The organism is Streptomyces sp. NPDC015032, from assembly GCF_043080425.1.
Classification (GTDB): Bacteria; Actinomycetota; Actinomycetes; order Streptomycetales; family Streptomycetaceae; genus Streptomyces.
On sequence record NZ_JBIBVN010000003.1, the window covers coordinates 38798 to 57319 of the forward strand.

At 70.6% G+C, this 18522-nt stretch carries 14 protein-coding genes, 1 tRNA gene and 1 pseudogene; 10 read left to right on the forward strand and 6 right to left on the reverse strand.

Features of this window, described 5'->3' with window-relative positions:
* Positions 1-141: 141 nt before the first annotated feature.
* Both ACF08M_RS05950 and ACF08M_RS05955 read right to left on the reverse strand, forming a co-directional pair.
* Positions 142-1671: an amino acid permease gene (locus tag ACF08M_RS05950; protein WP_392184023.1), complete on the reverse strand. Its 1530-nt coding sequence runs from the start codon at positions 1669-1671 to the stop codon at positions 142-144.
* Positions 1672-1763: 92 nt separating this feature from the next.
* A complete protein-coding gene (locus ACF08M_RS05955; protein ID WP_392184024.1) occupies positions 1764-2771 on the reverse strand; it encodes a hypothetical protein in 1008 nt (335 codons plus the stop codon).
* Positions 2772-3228: 457 nt separating this feature from the next.
* Here ACF08M_RS05955 and ACF08M_RS05960 point away from each other — a divergent pair, with 457 nt between their 5' ends.
* Genes ACF08M_RS05960 through ACF08M_RS05970 form a run of 3 tightly spaced genes read left to right on the forward strand, consistent with a single transcriptional unit; the run spans position 3229 to position 7353 of the window.
* Entirely contained in the window at positions 3229-4662 is a 1434-nt protein-coding gene (locus ACF08M_RS05960; protein ID WP_392184025.1) for an FGGY family carbohydrate kinase, read from the forward strand.
* Positions 4663-4681: 19 nt separating this feature from the next.
* Complete coding sequence (locus ACF08M_RS05965; protein ID WP_392184466.1) at positions 4682-6100, forward strand: NAD(P)/FAD-dependent oxidoreductase; 1419 nt, start codon at positions 4682-4684, stop codon at positions 6098-6100.
* Positions 6097-7353 carry an FAD-dependent oxidoreductase gene (locus ACF08M_RS05970; protein ID WP_392184026.1) on the forward strand — a complete coding sequence of 419 codons (1257 nt, stop codon included), beginning with the start codon at positions 6097-6099 and terminating at the stop codon, positions 7351-7353. The genes ACF08M_RS05965 and ACF08M_RS05970 overlap by 4 nt, the downstream gene beginning before the upstream one ends.
* 11 nt (positions 7354-7364) lie before the next feature.
* Here ACF08M_RS05970 and ACF08M_RS05975 read toward each other — a convergent pair whose 3' ends face one another.
* On the reverse strand, positions 7365-7799 hold the full coding sequence (locus ACF08M_RS05975; RefSeq protein ID WP_392184027.1) for a hypothetical protein: 435 nt from the start codon (positions 7797-7799) through the stop codon (positions 7365-7367).
* 80 nt (positions 7800-7879) lie between these two features.
* Between ACF08M_RS05975 and ACF08M_RS05980 the strand changes: the two genes are divergently transcribed.
* Positions 7880-8671 carry a cobalt-precorrin-6A reductase gene (locus tag ACF08M_RS05980; RefSeq protein WP_392184028.1) on the forward strand — a complete coding sequence of 264 codons (792 nt, stop codon included), beginning with the start codon at positions 7880-7882 and terminating at the stop codon, positions 8669-8671.
* Here ACF08M_RS05980 and cobF read toward each other — a convergent pair.
* Both cobF and ACF08M_RS05990 read right to left on the reverse strand, forming a co-directional pair.
* Positions 8640-9395, reverse strand: a complete 756-nt coding sequence (gene cobF, locus ACF08M_RS05985; RefSeq protein WP_392184029.1) for a precorrin-6A synthase (deacetylating) — start codon at positions 9393-9395, stop codon at positions 8640-8642. The genes ACF08M_RS05980 and cobF overlap by 32 nt on opposite strands.
* A gap of 101 nt (positions 9396-9496) precedes the next feature.
* Positions 9497-10030: a DUF309 domain-containing protein gene (locus tag ACF08M_RS05990; protein WP_392184030.1), complete on the reverse strand. Its 534-nt coding sequence runs from the start codon at positions 10028-10030 to the stop codon at positions 9497-9499.
* A 107-nt stretch (positions 10031-10137) separates the two neighbouring features.
* On the opposite strand from ACF08M_RS05990, the gene ACF08M_RS05995 reads away from it, so the two are divergent.
* The 3 genes from ACF08M_RS05995 to ACF08M_RS06005 all read left to right on the forward strand — a co-directional run bounded on the left by ACF08M_RS05995 (position 10138) and on the right by ACF08M_RS06005 (position 13644).
* Positions 10138-12771, forward strand: a complete 2634-nt coding sequence (locus ACF08M_RS05995; protein ID WP_392184031.1) for an ATP-binding protein — start codon at positions 10138-10140, stop codon at positions 12769-12771.
* A gap of 50 nt (positions 12772-12821) precedes the next feature.
* Positions 12822-12895: transfer RNA gene (locus ACF08M_RS06000), tRNA-Pro, on the forward strand.
* Between the two features lie 563 nt (positions 12896-13458).
* Positions 13459-13644: a hypothetical protein gene (locus tag ACF08M_RS06005; protein ID WP_392184032.1), complete on the forward strand. Its 186-nt coding sequence runs from the start codon at positions 13459-13461 to the stop codon at positions 13642-13644.
* Here the strand turns inward: ACF08M_RS06005 and ACF08M_RS06010 are convergent.
* On the reverse strand, positions 13619-14638 hold the full coding sequence (locus ACF08M_RS06010) for a helix-turn-helix transcriptional regulator (protein ID WP_392184033.1): 1020 nt from the start codon (positions 14636-14638) through the stop codon (positions 13619-13621). The genes ACF08M_RS06005 and ACF08M_RS06010 overlap by 26 nt on opposite strands.
* A 161-nt stretch (positions 14639-14799) precedes the next feature.
* Between ACF08M_RS06010 and ACF08M_RS06015 the strand changes: the two genes are divergently transcribed.
* From ACF08M_RS06015 to ACF08M_RS06025, 3 genes and pseudogenes are all read left to right on the forward strand, one after another.
* The gene (locus ACF08M_RS06015; RefSeq protein WP_392184034.1) at positions 14800-16458 is read left to right on the forward strand and encodes an MFS transporter; all 1659 of its coding nucleotides are present in this window, start codon (positions 14800-14802) and stop codon (positions 16456-16458) included.
* Between the two features lie 127 nt (positions 16459-16585).
* Positions 16586-17095, forward strand: coding sequence for an ATP-binding cassette domain-containing protein (locus ACF08M_RS06020; RefSeq protein ID WP_392184035.1), 510 nt, complete (start codon positions 16586-16588; stop codon positions 17093-17095).
* A gap of 175 nt (positions 17096-17270) precedes the next feature.
* Positions 17271-17916 (forward strand): annotated as a pseudogene (locus ACF08M_RS06025) (NADPH-dependent FMN reductase).
* Positions 17917-18522: the final 606 nt, after the last annotated feature.

Below are 18522 nucleotides of genomic sequence, written 5' to 3' on the forward strand. Positions count from 1 at the left end.
CCTTCCGGACCGGCGCAGGGCGGCCGGCCTCGACGCACACGCGCACACGGCGTTTTGCACCACCGCACATATGCCGCAGCCCTCCCCGGGCGCTGCTCGCTGCGACCCGGGAGGGCTGAGGACGACGGTGGCGGTGGCGGGTCAGACGATGCCTTCCTCGATCTCCGCCTGCTCGCGGGCGTTCCCGTACGCCGACGGCGTGCTGTACGAACGGCGCGCGACGAACCACCACACGGTGGCCAGGGCCAGCACCGCGACCAGCGCGATCGACGCGTAGTTCATCGAGTCGACCGTCACCGGCGACTTCTGCGGAAGCAGGAACAGCACGGTCACGATGGCGACCCACACCACGGCGATCCAGCCGATCGGTTTGCTCCAGCGGCCCAGGTTCCACGGCCCGCGTTCGAACCGGTCGCCGGAGCGCAGCTTCAGGAAGATCGGGATCGCGTAGGCGGGCGTGATGCCGATGACGTTGATCGCGGTCACCGCACCGTACGCGGTGGCGGAGTACAGCGACGGCAGCGCCAGCACGCCGGCGACGACGACCGACAGCCACACCGCGTTGACGGGAGTCTGGGTGCGCGCACTCACCTTGTGCCACAGTGCCGAGCCCGGCAGCGCGTTGTCACGGCTGAACGCGAACACCATCCGGCTGGCGGCGGCGACCTCCGCGTTGCCGCAGAACAGCTGCGCCGCGATCACGATCAGGAGCATGGCCGTGGCCCCGGAGGTGCCCAGGGCATCGATCAGAATCTGCGCCGGAGGCACCCCGGTCGCACTCTCCTGGGCGCCCGCGTAGTCCTGGATCGCGAAGGTCAGCCCGGCGAGCAGGACGAATCCGGCGACCCAGGAGACCCAGATCGCGCGGACGATGCCCTTGGCGGCCGTCACCGAGGCGTTCGACGTCTCCTCCGAGAGATGGGCGGAGGCGTCGTAGCCGCAGAAGGTGTACTGGGCGAGGAGCAGACCGATCGCCGCCACGTACAACGGGTTGTGCCAGCCGGTGTCGTTGACGAACTCGGTGAAGACGAACGACGGCGACTGGTGGTGCGAGGGCACGATGGCCAGCACGGTGACGATCACCGCGACGCCGGCCAGATGCCACCACACGCTGATCGAGTTGAGCACGCTGACGAGACGGACGCCGAACAGGTTGAGCACGGCATGCAGCAGCAGGATGCAGACGAAAATGATCATTGTCTTGCCCGGGGTGGGGGTGAAGCCCCACTGCAGGTTCATCAGCGCACCGGTGAACAGCGCGGCACCGTAGTCGATACCGGCGATCGCGCCGAGCAGCCCGAGCAGATTCAGCCAGCCGGTGTACCAGCCCCACTTGCGGCCGCCGAGCCGGTCGGCCATGTAGTACAGCGCCCCTGATGTCGGGTAGGCGCTGGTGACCTCGGCGAGCGCCATGCCGACGCAGAGCACGAAGAGGCCGACGCCGGCCCAGCCCCAGAGCATGACCGCCGGGCCACCGGTCGACATGCCGAAGCCGTACAGGGTCATGCAGCCGGACAGGATGGAGATGACGGAGAAGCTGATGGCGAAGTTGCCGAAGCCGCCCATGCGGCGGGCGAGCACCGGCTGGTAGCCGAGTTCACGCAGGCGCTGCTCCTCGTCCCTCTGCGGGACGGCCTCCGCACCCGACTGGGTCGGGGTGGATATGGACATAGGAAAAACCTCCATGAGCGGTTGGGGAAGGGAGGACAAGAGATCGGCCAGGGAACGGAGAAGGCGGCCGTGCGCCGGCTCGGTGTCCCCGCTCAGCCGTGCGGCCCCCGTCCGGGGTCGGGGGAAACGGCGAGACAGCGGCTCCGGGCGCGGAGGAACACTTCCTCGGCGCCTCCCGGGCTCTGGGGATCACGCGTGCGGTACACCCAGGGGACCGAGGTGAAATAGGGGCCGAGCTCTCGGAACACCGGTGCGGCGTCGGTGAATTGGAGGGCCCCCCACAGGGCGTGGGCCAGATGGTTCAGGTCGAGCAGGGAATGGGAGACCGGCGCCGTGCGACGGAACCAGAGATTCAGTGCCCGGGCCGCGTCCCGTTCGGCGTCCTCGGTGACCCAGTGGAGATCCAGGGCCTTCTCGTGCCCGTGCTCGCGGCGGTACCGCTCCACCCGTACGTACAGGGGCAGCGCATGCAGTGCCGAACCGTCGGGGGCCGAGGAGGACGCCCACTGCACGAAGTTGACCGCTTCGGAGAGCGTTCCGCCGGCCTTGCGCGCGTACACGAACTGGAGCATCCGGTGGTAGGCCTCGCGATTGCACGGATCGCGCTTGTCCGCCTCCGCCAGGAGTCCCCACGGTCCGGGGAACAGCATCGGCCCGGGCGGATGGAGCCGGTGCTCCTCCAACTGCTGGTGTTCGTCCAGCTGGGACAGAGCCAGCAGGCACACCCAGGGCACCGGGTCCGCGGGCGAGCTGTGTGCGGCCGTCCGGCAGGCTCCCCATGCCTCCTGCCACAGCTCCTGCGCGCGACGATGGCCCTCGCGGTGGGCCCGCACGGCCCGCTCGACGACGACCCGCGCGTGCATCACGGCGGCGGCGACGCTCCGGGGCTCCTCGGCCTGCCAGGCCTGCACGGCGTCCGAGCCGGCGGCGATCGCACCCAGCACCTGTGTGCGTTGCGTCCACAGGGTCCAGTCCGGCGTGCTCTCCAGCAGATTCCGCATGGACATCCAGCGCCCGGTGCGCAGGTCCTGTAACGCGACACGCAGTTCATTGTCATGGCCGGCCGGGTGGTAGACCGGCCGGAAATCATTGTTGGCCATGGAATCGCCCTGCCCCCGTGCTACGGGACGACATGCGGAGGGACGGCATGCGACGGTTCGGGGATCTCCTCAGCACGTCACGCAACCCGGCGGTGGCATGGAATCCGTGCGGAAGCGGAAGGCCCGGGAGTCGATGTCTCGGTGCTCGGGACAGGGTGTCGGTCTCATCAATCCTCAAGGACGTGGGGGTGAAGCAGTTGTTGAAAAACGAACTGCTCGAAAGCGTCCGGTTGTTGCTCGGCGGTGAGTGTAAGGCCAGTTGTGCCGAACGCCGGACCGATTCGCGGATCTTACTCAAGTCGACGCATAAGCAGGGGCGTTGGCCGACATTCGGCCGTTCCGTACGTGCACCCGGTCGGCCCTTGACGTACGCGGTGGTCTGCACCACTCTGGGCGGCGCAGATCAATGATCACGATTCCGTTCAAGCCGCAGAGCTTCCGCACAGCTGGAGTGTCGATGACAGGCCCGGTACTCGCCGTGGACCAGGGCACGTCGGGAACCAAGGCGCTGGTGGTCTGCCCCGAGCGTGGCGTGATCGGTTCCGGTTCGGCGCCGGTGCGGCCGCGGTATGGCGCCGGGGGAGCGGTCGAGATCGACCCCGCCGAACTGCTCGGCTCGGTCGTCGACGCCGGGCGCCGGGCCCTGCGCGAAGCGGGCGAACCAGTGGCCGCCGTCGGCCTCGCCAACCAGGGCGAGACCGTGCTCGCCTGGGATCCGGACACCGGGCGGCCGCTCACCGACGCGATCGTCTGGCAGGACCGGCGTTCCGCCTCGGTCTGTGCCGAACTCACGTCACATGACGAAGAGTTGACGCAGCTCACCGGGCTCCCGCTCGATCCGTACTTCGCCGCGCCCAAGATGGCCTGGATCCGCCGGGAACTGACCCGCGAGGGCGTCGTCACCACCAGCGACTCCTGGCTCGTCCATCAGCTGACCGGCGCCTTCGTCACGGACGCGGCGACCGCCGGACGCACCCAGCTGCTCGACCTCGACCGGGTCCGCTGGTCACCCGCGGCCCTGGACATCTTCGGCCTCGGCGACGAACGCCTCCCGGCCGTCGTCGACTCCGACGGGACCGTCGGTACGACGAGCGCCTTCGGCGGTGAAATCCCGCTGACCGGACTCCTCGTCGACCAGCAGGCCGCCCTCCTCGCCCAGAACGCCCTGGACCCGGGCAACGCCAAGTGCACCTATGGAACCGGAGCGTTCCTGCTCGCCCAGACCGGCCCCACCCCGCGCCGCGGCTCCACCGGGCTCGTCAGCTGTGTCGCCTGGCGGCTCGACGGCCGTACGAGCTACTGCCTCGACGGACAGGTCTACACCGCGGCCTCCGCCGTCGACTGGCTCACCAACCTGGGAGTGATCTCCGGCGCGGCCGACCTCGATCCGGTCGGCACCACCGTCCCCGACTCCGGCGGCGTCACGTTCGTACCCGCACTCGCCGGACTCGCCGCTCCCTGGTGGCGCGGCGACCTGCGCGGTTCGGTGACCGGCCTCGGCCTCGACACCACCGCCGGCCACCTGGTGCGTGCCCTGTGCGAGGGCATCGCCGCACAGGTCGTCGAGCTCTCCGAAGCGGTCGCCACCGATCTGGGATCCCCCCTGACCTCGCTCCGTGTCGACGGCGGCCTGACGCGCTCCGCCCTGCTCATGCAGACCCAGGCCGACCTGTTGCAACGCCCCGTCGAGGTGTCCGCACTGCCCGATGCCACCGCACTCGGTATCGGAGCCGTCGCCCGCCTCGGCCTCGACCCGCGGCTCCCGCTCCGGCAGGCCGCACCCGAATGGAAGCCCGCCGCCGTGTACGAGCCCCGGATCGGAGCCGATGAGGCCGCCGAGCGCCTCGCCGGCTTCCGTGCGGCCGTACAGACCCTGCTGGAACATGCCTGACACGTACGAGAGCCACGCGATGAACCACACGATCACCACCGCCGGAGCACCGATGGCCGGGACCGGGACCCAGGTCTACGACGTGACCGTCGTCGGTGCGGGTGTCGTCGGTACCGCCATCGCCCGCGAACTGGCCCGCTACCGGCTGCGAACCGCCCTCGTCGACGCCTCGGACGACATCGCCAACGGCACGTCGAAGGCCAACACCGCCATCCTGCACACCGGTTTCGACGCCGTACCCGGCTCGCTCGAAGCCCGGCTCGTACGCGAAGGGCAGCACAGGCTCCGTGCGTACGCCGCCGAGACCGGCATCCCCGTCGAACGTGTCGGTGCCCTCCTCGTCGCCTGGGACGAGGAACAACTGGCCGCACTCCCCGCCCTGTTGGCCAAGGCCGAACGCAACGACTACTACGCGGCACGGCTCCTGGACGCCGCAGAGCTGAGGGCCCGCGAACCCCATCTGGGGCCGGGCGCCCTCGGCGCGCTCGAAATCCCCGACGAGAGCATCATCTGCCCCTGGACGACCCCGCTCGCCTACGCCACCCAGGCAGTGCGGGCCGGAGTCCATCTCCACCTCAACTGCCAGGTGCGGCAGATCGACAGCGGCGACGGCATCCACACCCTCACCACCACCCGAGGGCCACTGCTCACCCGCCATCTGATCAACGCCGCCGGACTGTACGCCGACGAGCTCGACCGGGAACTCGGTCATGACGTCTTCACCGTCACCCCGCGCCGCGGCCAGCTCCTCGTCTTCGACAAGCTCGCCCGGGATCTCGTCGGCCACATCCTGCTGCCCGTGCCCACCGCCGCCGGCAAGGGCGTCCTGGTCGCACCGACCGTCTTCGGCAATGTGCTGCTCGGTCCCACCGCGGAGGAGCTCGACGACAAGACCGCCACCGGATCGACCGCGGACGGCATCGCGCTGCTGCGCGAGAAGGGCCGTCGCATCCTGCCCGCCCTGCTCGACGAGGAAGTCACGGCCGTCTACGCCGGCCTGCGCGCCGCCACCGGCCAGGAGGACTACCGCATCCAGGAACACCCGGACCGGCGCTACATCGCCGTCGGCGGCATCCGCTCCACCGGCCTCACCGCTTCCATGGCCATCGCCGCCCATGTCGTCGGACTGCTCAGCCACTCGGGTCTCGACCTGGGGACGCCGTCCGCACTGCCGCCCGTCACCATGCCCAACCTCGGCGAGGCGTTCCCCCGGCCGTACCAGGACGCCGAACTGATCGCCGAGGACCCGGCCTACGGCACGCTCGTCTGCCACTGCGAACGGGTCTCCGCGGGCGAGATCAGGGACGCCCTCGGCGGCCCGGTTCCACCACACTCCCCGGACGGCCTGCGGCGCAGAACAAGGGCCGGAAACGGGCGCTGTCAGGGGTTCCACTGCGGGGCCGCGGTCCGCGCACTGTTCGAGGAGGCGCGGCCATGACCCGGCGCGAGCGGACCGTCGACGTACTGGTCATCGGGGGCGGTCCGGCCGGACTCGCCGCCGGGGCCGAACTCGCCGCGTCCGGCGCCGGTCTCATCGAGGTCCTGGAGCGCGAACAGACCGCGGGCGGCATCCCGCGCCACTGCTTCCACGGCGGGTTCGGCAGCCGTGCCACCGGGGCACGACTGATCCGTGCCGACGGCGCAGGGCTGACCGGACCCGCGTACGCCCGGCAGTGCGCGGCCGCGGCCGAACGGGCCGGAGCCACCCTGCGTACCGGTGTCACCGCCACCGGCTGGGCCGGTCCGCTGACAGTCGACACCACCGCACCCACCGGACTGGAACGGATCACCGCCCGCGCCGTCGTCCTTGCCACCGGCGCCCGTGAACGCCCCCGCAGCGCCCGCCTCGTACCCGGCACGCGCCCGCCCGGCGTCTATACCACCGGTGAACTCCAGCAGGCCGTCCATCTCCACCGGCAGCGGATCGGCACCCGCGCCGTCGTCATCGGCAACGAACCCGTCAGCCGCGCCGCGACCGACACCCTGCGCGTCGCGGGGCTGGACGTCGTCGCCGTGGTCACCGACCAGCCGCCCGCCCGCCTCACGGTCCCCACCCTCTCCCGGCACCGGACCCCGCTCCTCACCCACACCACCGTCACCGCCCTGACCGGCCGGGAACGCCTCACCGGAGTGGAGTTGCGGCACCACGACGGCCGGACCACCACCCTGCACTGCGACACCGTCGTCTTCACCGGCGACTGGATCCCCGACCACGAACTGGCCCGGCGCGGCGCGGTCGCCCTGGACCCCGGCACCCGGGGCCCCGCGTACGACACCGCCTACCGTACGACCGGGGCCGGAGTCTTCGCCGTCGGCAACCTCCTGCACGGAGTGGAGAGCGCCGATGTCGCGGCCGCCGAGGGAAGGGCCGTCGCCGCGCCCGTGCTGCGCCATCTGGCCGCGGAAGCCTGGCCCACGGACCGGCCGTCCATCGCGGTCGACTCCCCGCTGCGATGGATCGCACCGAACCTCGTCGGCCCCGGTGCGGACGCCCCGCTCCGAGGCCGTTTCAGCCTGCGCGCCGCCCGGAGACTGCACGCGCCGCTGCTCGTCGTCCACCAGGACGGCCGGGTGCTCCACCGGCAGCGGCTGCTCCTGCCGGTGGAGCCGAGCCGTCCGTTCCATCTGCGCGCCGACTGGCTCGACCGCGTCGATCCGCGCGGCGCGGCCGTGCGGATCGCGGTGCGCTGACCGGCCGTACGTCAGGGAATCAGCAGCCAGTCGGATCCGACCGCCGCCAGCAGGCCGAGACCCAGCAGCCAACTGCCCAGCCGGGTACGGCCGTTCCTGCTGAGCTCGATCACGATCCCGCACAGGATCAGCGCGAGCCCGTACACCCCGACGACCAGCACGGACGACCGGCTGGCGATCCGCAGGGCGAGAACGACCGCCATCGCCGCCATACCGACCGACGAGAGAACGATGCGCAGCCGTCTCGCCTGACGTGGCGTCAGCCGCCGGTCGTCCGCCTCGGGTGCCGTCTGCGCATCGGGTCCGGAAGCGGTCTCCGGAGAGGCTCCGGCATCGCCTCCGGTCTCCGGAGCAGCCCCGGAAGCCTTCTCGGGAACGGCCTCGGAAGCCGCTCCGGAGGCCGCTATCGGAAGCTCCACGGCCTGGTCCTGGTCAGAAGTGCTCATGACGCCGGATCGTAGTGGCTGCGGGCGGCCCTGTTCACCGCTCCGGACGCCGGGCGGCGAAAGTGACGTAGGTTCGGTGCATGCCCGGCCACATTCTCCTTCTCGGCGGCACGGCCGAAGCCCGGCAGCTCGCCGCCGAGCTGACCGGGCCCGGCGCCGCGACGACGCGCGTCACCACCTCCCTGGCCGGCCGGGTTGCCCGGCCCCGGATGCCCGCCGGTGCCGTGCGCATCGGCGGCTTCGGCGGCCCCGAGGGCCTCGCGGACTGGCTGCGTACCCACGGCGTGGACACCGTCGTCGACGCCACCCACCCGTTCGCCGGCACCATCAGTGCCAACGCCGCCGAGGCCGCGAAGGCCACCGGCACACCGCTGTTCGCGCTGCGCCGTCCCGGCTGGACGGCGGGCCCCGGCGACCGCTGGCACCCGGCCGACGACCTCGCCCACGCCGCCGAACGACTGCCCGCCCTGGGCCGCCGGATCTTCCTCACCACCGGCCGCCTGGGCCTGGCCGTCTTCGCCGCATCCCCCGGCGCGGACGCGCTCCATTTCCTCGTACGGTCCGTGGAGCACCCCGAGCCGCCGCTGCCCCGCCACACGGACGTGCTCCTCGACCGCGGTCCGTACACCGTCGAAGGGGAGACGGCGCTGCTGCGCGACCACGCCATCGACGTTCTCGTCACCAAGGACAGCGGCGGCCCCGCCACCGCGGCGAAACTCACCGCGGCCAGGAACCTCGGTCTGCCCGTGGTCGTGGTCCGCCGCCCGCCACCGCCCGACGGCGTGACCGTCGTGCACGATGTGGCGTCGGTGCTCCGAGTGCTGTGCGTGAAAGGCCGGTTCAGCCGCGACGCAGCAGATAGGTATCCATGATCCAGCCCTTGCGGGCGCGCGCCTCGGCCCGCAACTCCTCGATCCGGTCCGACACCTCGGCGAGGCGCCCGGAGACCAGGATCTCGTCCTCGGTTCCCACGTACGCGCCCCAGTAGATATGGAGATCCTGGTCGAGATGGCGGGTGAACGCCTGCCGCGCGTCGAGCATCACGACCACGTCGTCGACCTCCTCGGGCCACCCCTCGGCCAGCCGCCGGCCCGTCGTGATCTGCACCGGACGCGCCACCCGGTTCAGCCCCGTCCGGTGCCGGGCCAGCAGCGCCGAGACGCTGCTGATCCCCGGGACCACCTCGTGGTCGAACGCGACCGAACCCCGGTCGAGGATCTCTTCGAGGATGCCGAGCGTGGAGTCGTACAGGGCGGGATCGCCCCACACCAGGAATGCCCCGCACTCGTTCTCGCCGAGATCCTCCGCGATGAACCGCTCGTACAGATCCGCACGCCGCCGACGCCAGTCGTCCACCGCGGGTGAGTAGTCCGGCGTCCTGCGGTCCCGCTCCGGATCCCGCGCCTCGACGAGCCGGTACGCGGTGTTCTCCACATGCACGTCGAGGATGTCCCGCCGCAGCCCGGTCAGGTCGGACTTCTCCTCGCCCTTGTCGAGGATGAAGAACGCGTCCGCCCGGTTCAGCGCCTTGACGGCCTGCAGGGTCAGATGGTCGGGATCGCCCGCGCCGATGCCGATGACATAGATCTTTCTCACCGCACCGAGTCTGCCCCACGCCCCACCGCACCGGGCGCCGGGGTCGGGACCGGTCCGGTGGACCCGCGGTACGGTCGCGAACCCGATCCACCGGACCGGTCCTACCGGTCCCGGGACCGCAGACGGGGCGCCTCGGCGACGGCGTCGACGGGGCGGTCGTCCGGCACCTGTCCGCCGGCCGAGCCTTTGCTGCGGGCCTCGGGCCGCTCCACCCGCGTCGCCAGTTCCCCGGCCCAGCCGATCAGTCCGTCGACGTCGATCCCATGGGGCCGGTCGGCTTTGAACTCCGCGAGCGCCGCCGCGCCGCGCCGCAACAGCCTGGCCCCGCCCGTGGCATTGCCCCGGGCCGCGTGCGTCAGCCCGACGGCCAGTTGCGCGAGCCCGCGCCACAACTCCCGTTCCGCCACCGGTCCCGACTTCCACGCGTCCTCGAACACCTCGTGCGCATGGAACGGCATCCCCGCGTCCAGCAGCCGTTGCGCCTCCCGCAAGGTCTCCGCGGGGGTACGGACCACTCCCTCCGGCTGCCGCTCCACTCCCGGCGCGCCGTACGGGAGCGGGCGGCCCAGCCCGTCACGGGGGCGCGCGTTGCGCGCCCGGCCCTCCGCATCGCGGTCCCTGCGAGTCTCGTCCACCCTCCGATTGTGCCCCGCACCTGCGACGAACTGGCCGAACCACTGTCCGTGGACCCCGCGCACGACTAATGTCGACTGTCGTCCGCACCACTTTGGGGAGGGTAGGGATGAAGCAGTCCCGGCCGCTGTACGAGCGCGAACCGGAACTCGCCGCCGCCGCACAAGCCGTCGACGCCCTGTGCGGCGCCCAGGCGGCCGGCGGGCTGCTGATCTTCAGCGGCGAGGCGGGCATCGGCAAGACGGCGTTGCTCGCCGAGATCAGGGCGATGGCCGCTGACTGCTGCACAGTCTGGTCCGCACGCGGCGGCGAAACGGTCACGTCCGTGCCGTTCCATGTCGTACGCCAACTGCTGCAGCCCGCCCTCGACCAGTTCCCGCCCGACGAGGTGCGATCCCTGTTCGGGCCCTGGTACGAGATTGCCGCGCCCGCACTCGGACTCGCGGAACCGAGCGGTCCGCAGCCGGATCCGCAGGGCGTCCGGGACGGCCTCGACTTCGTCGTCTCCCGGCTCGCGTCCCGGCTGAGCCACCGTCCGCTTCTGCTCGTCATCGACGACGCGCACTGGGCGGACGGCGAATCCCTCGCCTGGCTCGCCTCGTTCACCGCCCGCCTCGGCGAACTGCCCGTCCTGGTCGTCCAGGCCCACCGGCCGGAAGAACTGGCAGCGCGGCAGAAGGAGAGCGGACCGGGCAGCGCCCATCCCGCCCAGGTCCGGGTGGCGCTGCGCGCCCTCACCCCGGACGCCACCGCGGAACTGGCCCGCGCGGCCCTCGGCGAACACGCCGACGATCCTTTCTGCCGCGAGGTGTGGGCCGTCACCGGAGGCAACCCCTACGAGGCGGTCGAACTCGTCGCCAAGGTCCAGGACCGCGAACTGGTGCCGCTGGAGGAGTCGGCCGGGCTGCTGCGCGAACTCGGCGCATCGGCCCGCGGCAGCGGACTCGTCGCCCGGCTCGAACGGCTCGGCACCAACGCCACCCGGTTCGCCTGGGCCGCGGCGGTCCTCGGTACGGACATCTCGCAGGATCTCGCCGCCACCCTCGCCGGAATGAGTCCCGCCGAGGCCGCCGACTGCACGGCACGGCTGCGTGAAGCCCGTATCGTCACCGGCTTCGACCCGCTGGAGTTCGTCCACCCGCTGATCGCCACCGCGGTCTACCGCTCCATCCCGCCGGCCACCCGCACGGCCTTCCACGGCCGGGCGGCGTGGGCGATCACCCGCGCGGGACTCGGCCCGGCGGCGGCCTCCCGCCACCTCCTCGAAGTGCACCCGGACAACGACCAGGAACTCGTCGGGCAGCTCCGCGAAGCCGCCAGGCAGCACCTCGCGGTCGGCGCCCCGGAGGCCGCCCGCCGCTGCCTCGAACGCGCCCTGGCGGAACCACCGAGCCCACGCGTGAAGGCCACCCTGCTGTACGAACTGGGCTGCGCCACGTTGCTCGGCTCGCCCGCCACCACCGTCCAGCACCTGCGTGACGCCCTTGAGATGCCGGGCCTCTCCGACGACCAGCGCGTCGACGCCACCTACCGGCTCGCGGCCGCCCATTCCCACAACAACCAGCTGAAGGAAGCGGCACGCGCCCTCGCCGCCGAGGCCGCACGCACCGCCCCGGGACCCGGCCTGATGCGGCTCCAGGCCGCCCACTTCCTCTGGGAGGGAATGCAGGCGTCCGAGGACGACGGACCCGCCCGCTCCGGCCGGCTCGCCCGGAACGCCGACCATCTGACCGGCCGCGACAACGCCGAGCGCGCGCTGCTCACCATCCGCGCCTTCGACGCCATGATGCGCGGCGAGAACTCCCAGCTCATCGTCGATCTCTGCGAACGCGCTCTGGTCGACGGTCATCCCGCACGCGGACTCGGCTGGACCGATACGGAGTGGGGCTTCGAACTCCCGACCCTCGTCGGCATCACCTACGCCTTCACGGACCAGCTCGACCGGGCCGAGGAACTGTTCGGCGAGGCCGTCCGCGCCTTCGAGATCTCCGGCTGGAGCGGTGCGCACCTCGCGTTCGCCCACACCCTGCTCGGGCTGGTCCACCGCCGTCGCGGCCGGCTCGCCGAGGCCGAGGGCTTCCTCCGTGAAGGACTGCGCCTCGCCGACCGCGTCGGCAGCGGGCTGCCCGTCCACTGGGACGCGGCCTGTCTCCTCATCGACACCCTGGTCGCCCGCGGCCGTGTCACCGAGGCCCGCCAGATCGCCGACCGCTACGACTTCGGCTCGCCCTATCCCAGCGCGATGGTGCTGCCCGACGCCCCGTGCGTACGGGGTCGACTGCTGCTGGCCGAAGGCCGTACGAAGGAAGCGGCCAAGGAACTCGAAACGGCCGGTCAGGCCCTTGAACCCCGCGGCAGGTACAACGGCGTATGGGCGCCCTGGGCAGGCGATCTCGCCCGTGCCCTGGCCGACGAGGACCCGGTCCGTGCTGCCCAACTCGCCACCACGGCCCGGAGCCACGCCGAACGCTTCGGCACGGACACCGCGATCGGTGAGGCCCTGCGCTGCCTCGCCCTCTTCGCCGGCCCCGAGGACGCCACGCATCTGCTGGCCGAGTCGGTCCGCCATCTGGAGGCGTCCCCGTCCGCGTACGAACACGCCCTGGCCCTCGTCGACTACGGCATCGCCATTCGCTCCACGCGCGAACTGGCCAGGGCCCACAAACTGGCCACGGCATGCGGAGCCGAATCCCTGGCAAACCGCGCCCACCAGGCACGGGCGTCGATCCGGTCCGCGGAGTGAGGTAATGTTTGTCCTGCGCAGCCGCCCGGGAACACCGGGGGGAATCGCATCGGGACGTGGCGCAGCTTGGTAGCGCACTTGACTGGGGGTCAAGGGGTCGCAGGTTCAAATCCTGTCGTCCCGACGTGAGTCGGAAAGGCCGTTGGCCGGGAGAAATCCCAGGCCATCGGCTTTTTGCGTGACGTGGCGTCAGATTCGACGGACACTCTTTCGCATGCGGTTGGGGACCAGTGGGGGACCAAGTGACCCCGAAGCCCCTCAATGCGCGTTTTCGGTCTTGAAATTGACTACCCAGAGTGACGGTTATCACATCGCAATCAACGGTTTTTCGACACTCTGCGACGCAATCCGGCCATGTTTTCGGGCAGTTGAGCGACCGCCTTCGAATCTGTCAAGACGTCAGCCGATTCCGTAACCTCGAGCCAGAGGCATCGCCCGGGGCCTTCCGGACGCCTCCGTAGGCTTGGATCAGGCCCACCTGTGACCCGCGATCGTCTACACACAGTGACCATCGGTGAGACAGCTCGAGCGTGAGAACCGGAAGACGATCACAAGCACGGAGGCGGCGGAGCACCGACAGGAGAGTTCTGGCACAAGGGAGCTGGCCTGCGAGCAGAGGATGGTGCCGCATCGACGAGGTGCGGAGGTAAGCCAGCTTCCGACGTAGCTCTGGTCTCAGCCCTGGAGGTGGCCGAGCGTCTCTTCGACCGGCCGGTGCCCGTCGCGCACGAGCCCGTGGCGGCGGGTCCGAACGTCGATCTCTCGGTCACCTCACGGGTGTGGACGGATCTGGCGTCGTCCCCGTTCCTGAACATCGAGGAAGGAATTCGGGCCGTCCGTTCCGATCTCAGGTACCGGCTCGGACTGAACTGACCGGCTCCGGCGCGCGCTCGTCGGGCAGGGGCACCCCGACGTCGAGGCGGCCGATCACCTGGCGGGCCGCTTCGGCGAGTTCGGGCGGGCCTTCGACGGTGAAACGGCAGTTGAAGGTGACGAGGAAGCCGATGAGCGCCGACCAGGACCACGCCCCCATCCGGATCCGGGTGATCCGCTCGTCGATCGCTTCGAAGCTCGCCGCGCCCGGAGCCCACTTCGCCACCAGCGTCGCGGGGCACTCCATCAGGACGGTGCCCCAGCACGGCCAGGTGTCCGCGGTGTCCCCCCGGTCGGGCTGGCTCTGGACGAAGTGGGTGATGTCCGCCTCCGGCACTTCCCGAGGACCGAACCGCCAGGCTGTGGAGGTCAGTTGCCCGATGCGGTCGAGCCGATAGGTGTGCCAGGAGTTCCTGCGCTGGTCGTACGCCACCAGATACCAGCGCCCGGACCAGACGACGAGCCGATGGGGTTCGGCCAGGACCTCGTCGTCCTCCACCGGGTCGCGGTCGATGGACCGGTAGGCGAACCGCACCAGCTCGCGCTGCTGCGCGGCGGCGCTCAGCTGCGCCAGCAGCGCGGGATCGACCTGGGGCGGGGCCAGCTCCCAGGCGTTCTCAATCAGCTCGATCGAGAAGGTCGCCAGCCTGCGGGCCAGGTGGGGAGGCAGGAGCTCCTTGATGGAGTTCAGCGCCCGCTTCGTGGCGTCCCCCATGCCGGTCACCGAGGCCGGAGCCGTCTGCAGGGCCAGCGCGATGGCGATGGCCTGCTCGTCGTCGACTATCAGCGGGGGCAGCCGCGCTCCGCGGGACAGCCGGTAGAAGCCGGAGGGGCCTTTGCGTGCCGTGACGGGATAGCCCAGTTCGCGCAGTCGGTTGATGTCGCGCCGGACCGTCCGCGGGGATACCCCCAGCCGCTCGGCCAGACCGTCGCCGGTCCACTCCTTCTGGGCCTGAAGCAGGCTGAGCAGCTCCAGCGTTCGGTTGGCGATCACGGATTGCCCTCCGGATTGGTGTCAGTAGAGGTCAGAATACGTCCTCTTCTTCCGGCAGGGTGCCCTTGGCTCGGAGGCCGGACGCCTCCCCGGCACCCGCAGTACCTCGCCCTCGGTGACCGAACCGGGTGCACCCCCATCGAACAGAACGGAGGAACACTGTGTCCGAGAATCCGGCTCGGTCCTCACCCACCAACCGGGACGCCTGGTTGGGCCTGGTCGCCATTTCCCTCGGTGTCTCGCTGGTGGTCGTGGACTTCACCATCGTCAATGTGGTGATGCCGCCGATCATCGACGACCTGGAGATCTCGGCTTTCGGCGCTCAGTGGATCCAGGAGTCCTACGCGATCATCTTGGCCGCCCTGCTGCTGGTGATGGGCCGCTTCTCGGACATCCTGGGAGCGCGCAGGCTGTTCATGGTCGGGACCGTGGTCTTCGGGCTGGCCAGCATCGCCGCGGCGGTGTCGCCCACCGGGGAGCTGCTGATCGCCAGCCGGTTCGCGCAGGGTGTCGGTGGCGCGATCATCATGCCGACGTCGCTGGCGCTGCTCAATCTGACATTCCGGGGCCCGGACCGCGGCAAGGCGTTCGCCATCTGGGGATCGACGATCGGGGCGGCCGCCGCGGTCGGACCGTTGCTGGGCGGCTGGCTCGCCGACTACTCCTGGCGGTGGGCCTTCGGCATCAACATCGCGGTCGTCGCGCTGATCCTCGTCGGCGTCATGAAGTTCCTCCAGCCCTCCCCTCGCCAGCCGGGACGGATCGACGCCGCCGGCGCGGTGCTGTCGGTGCTGGGCCTCGGACTTCTCGCGTTCGCGCTGATCGAGGGACGCAACTACGGGTGGTGGGAACCGCGCAAGGACTTCGGTCCCTTCGGGGGCGGCACGGGCCTGTCGGTCATCCCGGTCGCCCTGGTCGTCGCGGTGGTGTGTCTCGCCCTCTTCCTGTTCCTCCAGGTGCGGCTCACCCGGGGCAACGGCACCGCGCCGCTGATGGACACCTCGCTGTTCGGCATCAAGTCCTTCAGCACGGGCAACATCGCGACACTCATCATCGCCCTGGCCGAGTTCGGCATGCTCGCCGTGCTGCCGCTGTGGCTCCAGTACGCCCTGGACTACTCCCCGGTCCAGACCGGGCTGCTGGTCTTCGTCGTCGCGGTCGGCAGCTTCTTCGCGAGCGGCGCGAGCTTCGGCATGGCCGAGAAGACCGGGCCGGTCGGCCTGGTCCGGATCGGCCTGATCCTGGAGGCCGTCGGCCTGCTGATGTTCGGCCTGCTGGCCAGCAGCGACTCCCAGTGGTGGGTCATCGCCATCGCCCTGTTCCTGTACGGCATGGGGGTCGGCTTCGCCACCGCCCAGGTCACCAACGTGGTCCTGGCGGACGTGCCGCCGCGGCAGGCCGGCCAGGGCTCCGGAATCCAGAGCGCCGCGCGCCAGCTCGGCTCCGCAGTCGGTATTGCGATCCTGACCTCGACGTTCTTCACAGCATTGGCCTCCGACCTGTCGGACCGGCTCGTCAAGCAGGGAACACCCGAGGCCGGCGCCGACCAGCTGTCCTCGGCGGTCTCCGACAGCGCCGGCGCGATGATCTCCGGGCTGGGCGACAACCCGCAGACGGCGTCCGCCGCCGACGCCGCCCGCGACGCCATGTCCCACGCGATCCAGATCAACGGCTACACCTGTGCCGCGCTGCTCGCCCTCGGCATGCTGGCGACCTTCCTCATCCCCCGGCCCAAGCAGGGCGCCCAGCAGTGGGGAGAGGGCAACGCTGCCGCCGCGGCACCGGACGCCGAGATCAACGCCGGCCGGACCCATACCTAGAGGCGATCAACCGAAGGACGGCCACGCGGTCCACGCCGCGCTGTCCGTCCGGCTACACCCCGCGGAGTGCTGTGGGACGGGTGCGTACGCCCCGTCCCACAGCACTCCGCGTCGCTCGGGCACCGGGGTGAGTGCCGCGCTGTTCTCGTCGAACTCGGCGGGTGCCTGCCCGGCCTGCAGCGGTCTCGGGGTCACTGTGACGGAGCTGGGCCGGGGCGACACCTTGGAGTCCACCTGCGAGGAGTGCGACGGCTCCCGGTTCCGCAGCGAGGTGCTCGCCCACCGGCTCCGCGGTCGCAGCATCGCCGATGTCCTCGCCCTGTCGGTGGCCGAGGCGTGCCAGTTCTTCACGGAACGGCCGATCAGGGCGGTGCTGGCGAGCCTTGAGGGGGCCGGGCTCGGCTATCTCGCACTCGGGCAGCCGCTGTCCACGCTGTCCGGAGGAGAACGGCAACGGCTCAAGCTGGCCGTTGAGTTGGCCTCGCCCTCCGACTTCTACGTGGTCGACGAGCCGACGGCGGGGCTGCACCGCCAGGACGTGGGGCGCCTGCTCGGCCTGCTGGACCAGCTCGTGGCGAAGGGCAGCACCGTGGTCGTGGTGGAGCACGACCTGGACGTCATCGCCCAGGCCGACTGATTGATCGACATGGGGCCGGGTGCCGGAGCGGCCGGCGGTGACGTTGTGTTCTCCGGGCTGCCCAGGGACCTCGTGGAGCGCCGGACCTCGGTGACCGGGCGCCATCTCGCGGGCCGGCTGAACGACGTGCCCGCCACCGGGCCCGCACGCACAGGACACACAAGGAGCGGAACAGATGACCAGGATTGCCGTCATACTCGGGAGCACTCGCCCCGGCCGGCGCGGGGAGACCGTCGCCCGGTGGGCAACCGAGGTCGCCGCGCGGCATCCCGCGGCGGTGGTGGGGCGAGGTGACCTTCGAACTGGTCGACCTGGCGGACTACGAGCTGCCGCTGCTGGACGAGCCCGTGCCCGCGATGTTCGGCCAGTACCGCAACGAGGCCACGCGGCGGTGGGCCGCCGCCATCGGTTCGTTCGACGGATTCGTCTTCGTGACGCCCGAGTACAACCACTCCATGACCGCGGCCCTGAAGAATGCGATCGACCACCTGTTCGCCGAGTGGAACGACAAGGCGGCCGGGTTCGTCAGCTACGGCGTGGACGGCGGCACTCGTGCCGTCGAGCATCTGCGGCTGACGCTGGCCGAGGTGAGGGTCGCCGGCGTGCGCAACCAGGTCGTCCTGTCGGTGTTCGACGACTTCGACTACACCGGCTGCGACATGACGGACCCGACCTCGGCGGGCGTGTTCCGGCCCGGGGAGCGGCAGGAAGCGGCGATGAACACGATGCTGGACGAGGTCGTCGCCTGGTCGGTGGCGCTCGAACCGCTGCGCGCGACGGCTGCCGCGGATTCCGACGGCGATGCGGTGCCGGCTGGGTGAGGCACCGTATCGGCCGCGCGGGGCCGCCCCGTCCCCTTGGGGGCGGCCCCGCAACCACTCGCGCCTCGGGCTTCGATGGCCCGGTCGGCGAGCTGCCGTTGCGTGGCCAGCATCAACACCCGATGCTTGAAATGCAGTTGGGTAACAAGCACGTCGATGGACTGGCGCCTCGACTGCCGCCAATAAGTGAACCCCTTGACTGGGGGTCAAGGGGTCGCAGGTTCAAATCCTGTCGTCCCGACTTTTCGAAGTCGCAGATCAATGGGTCGTTTCGGAGCAATCCGAAACGACCCATTGATCATTTTTGGGGACCGGTTGGGGACCGGTTGGGGATCCATTTCCAGGCCCCGAGACGCCTGTTGACCCGATCAAGATGCGCTACGGGGCGCAAGCCGACAGCGCGGACGGAACACCTGCCGATGGTGGCCAGGTGGATTCGGCCGTGTGGGCAGCGGCGGCCTTGTCGTAGAGATTTCGAGGTCCGTCAGCACCGGACCGATGGTCCTGAGCGGGCTCCCATCGAGCCGACTGAGCATGACGGCCATGAGCCCGTGACCGTTCGGACGTGCGAGGAGCGCGGCACTGGGGGGCGGCAGCCGCCGACCG

Excerpts from the sequence above, each read along its gene's own strand:
- ACF08M_RS05965 (WP_392184466.1), top strand. The coding sequence starts at position 4,682 with ATGAACCACACGATCACCACCGCCGGAGCACCGATGGCCGGGACCGGG.
- ACF08M_RS05995 (WP_392184031.1), top strand. The coding sequence starts at position 10,138 with ATGAAGCAGTCCCGGCCGCTGTACGAGCGCGAACCGGAACTCGCCGCC.
- ACF08M_RS05975 (WP_392184027.1), bottom strand. The coding sequence starts at position 7,799 with ATGAGCACTTCTGACCAGGACCAGGCCGTGGAGCTTCCGATAGCGGCC.
- ACF08M_RS05980 (WP_392184028.1), top strand. The coding sequence starts at position 7,880 with ATGCCCGGCCACATTCTCCTTCTCGGCGGCACGGCCGAAGCCCGGCAG.
- ACF08M_RS05970 (WP_392184026.1), top strand. The coding sequence starts at position 6,097 with ATGACCCGGCGCGAGCGGACCGTCGACGTACTGGTCATCGGGGGCGGT.
- ACF08M_RS05950 (WP_392184023.1), bottom strand. The coding sequence starts at position 1,671 with ATGTCCATATCCACCCCGACCCAGTCGGGTGCGGAGGCCGTCCCGCAG.
- ACF08M_RS05960 (WP_392184025.1), top strand. The coding sequence starts at position 3,229 with ATGACAGGCCCGGTACTCGCCGTGGACCAGGGCACGTCGGGAACCAAG.
- ACF08M_RS05955 (WP_392184024.1), bottom strand. The coding sequence starts at position 2,771 with ATGGCCAACAATGATTTCCGGCCGGTCTACCACCCGGCCGGCCATGAC.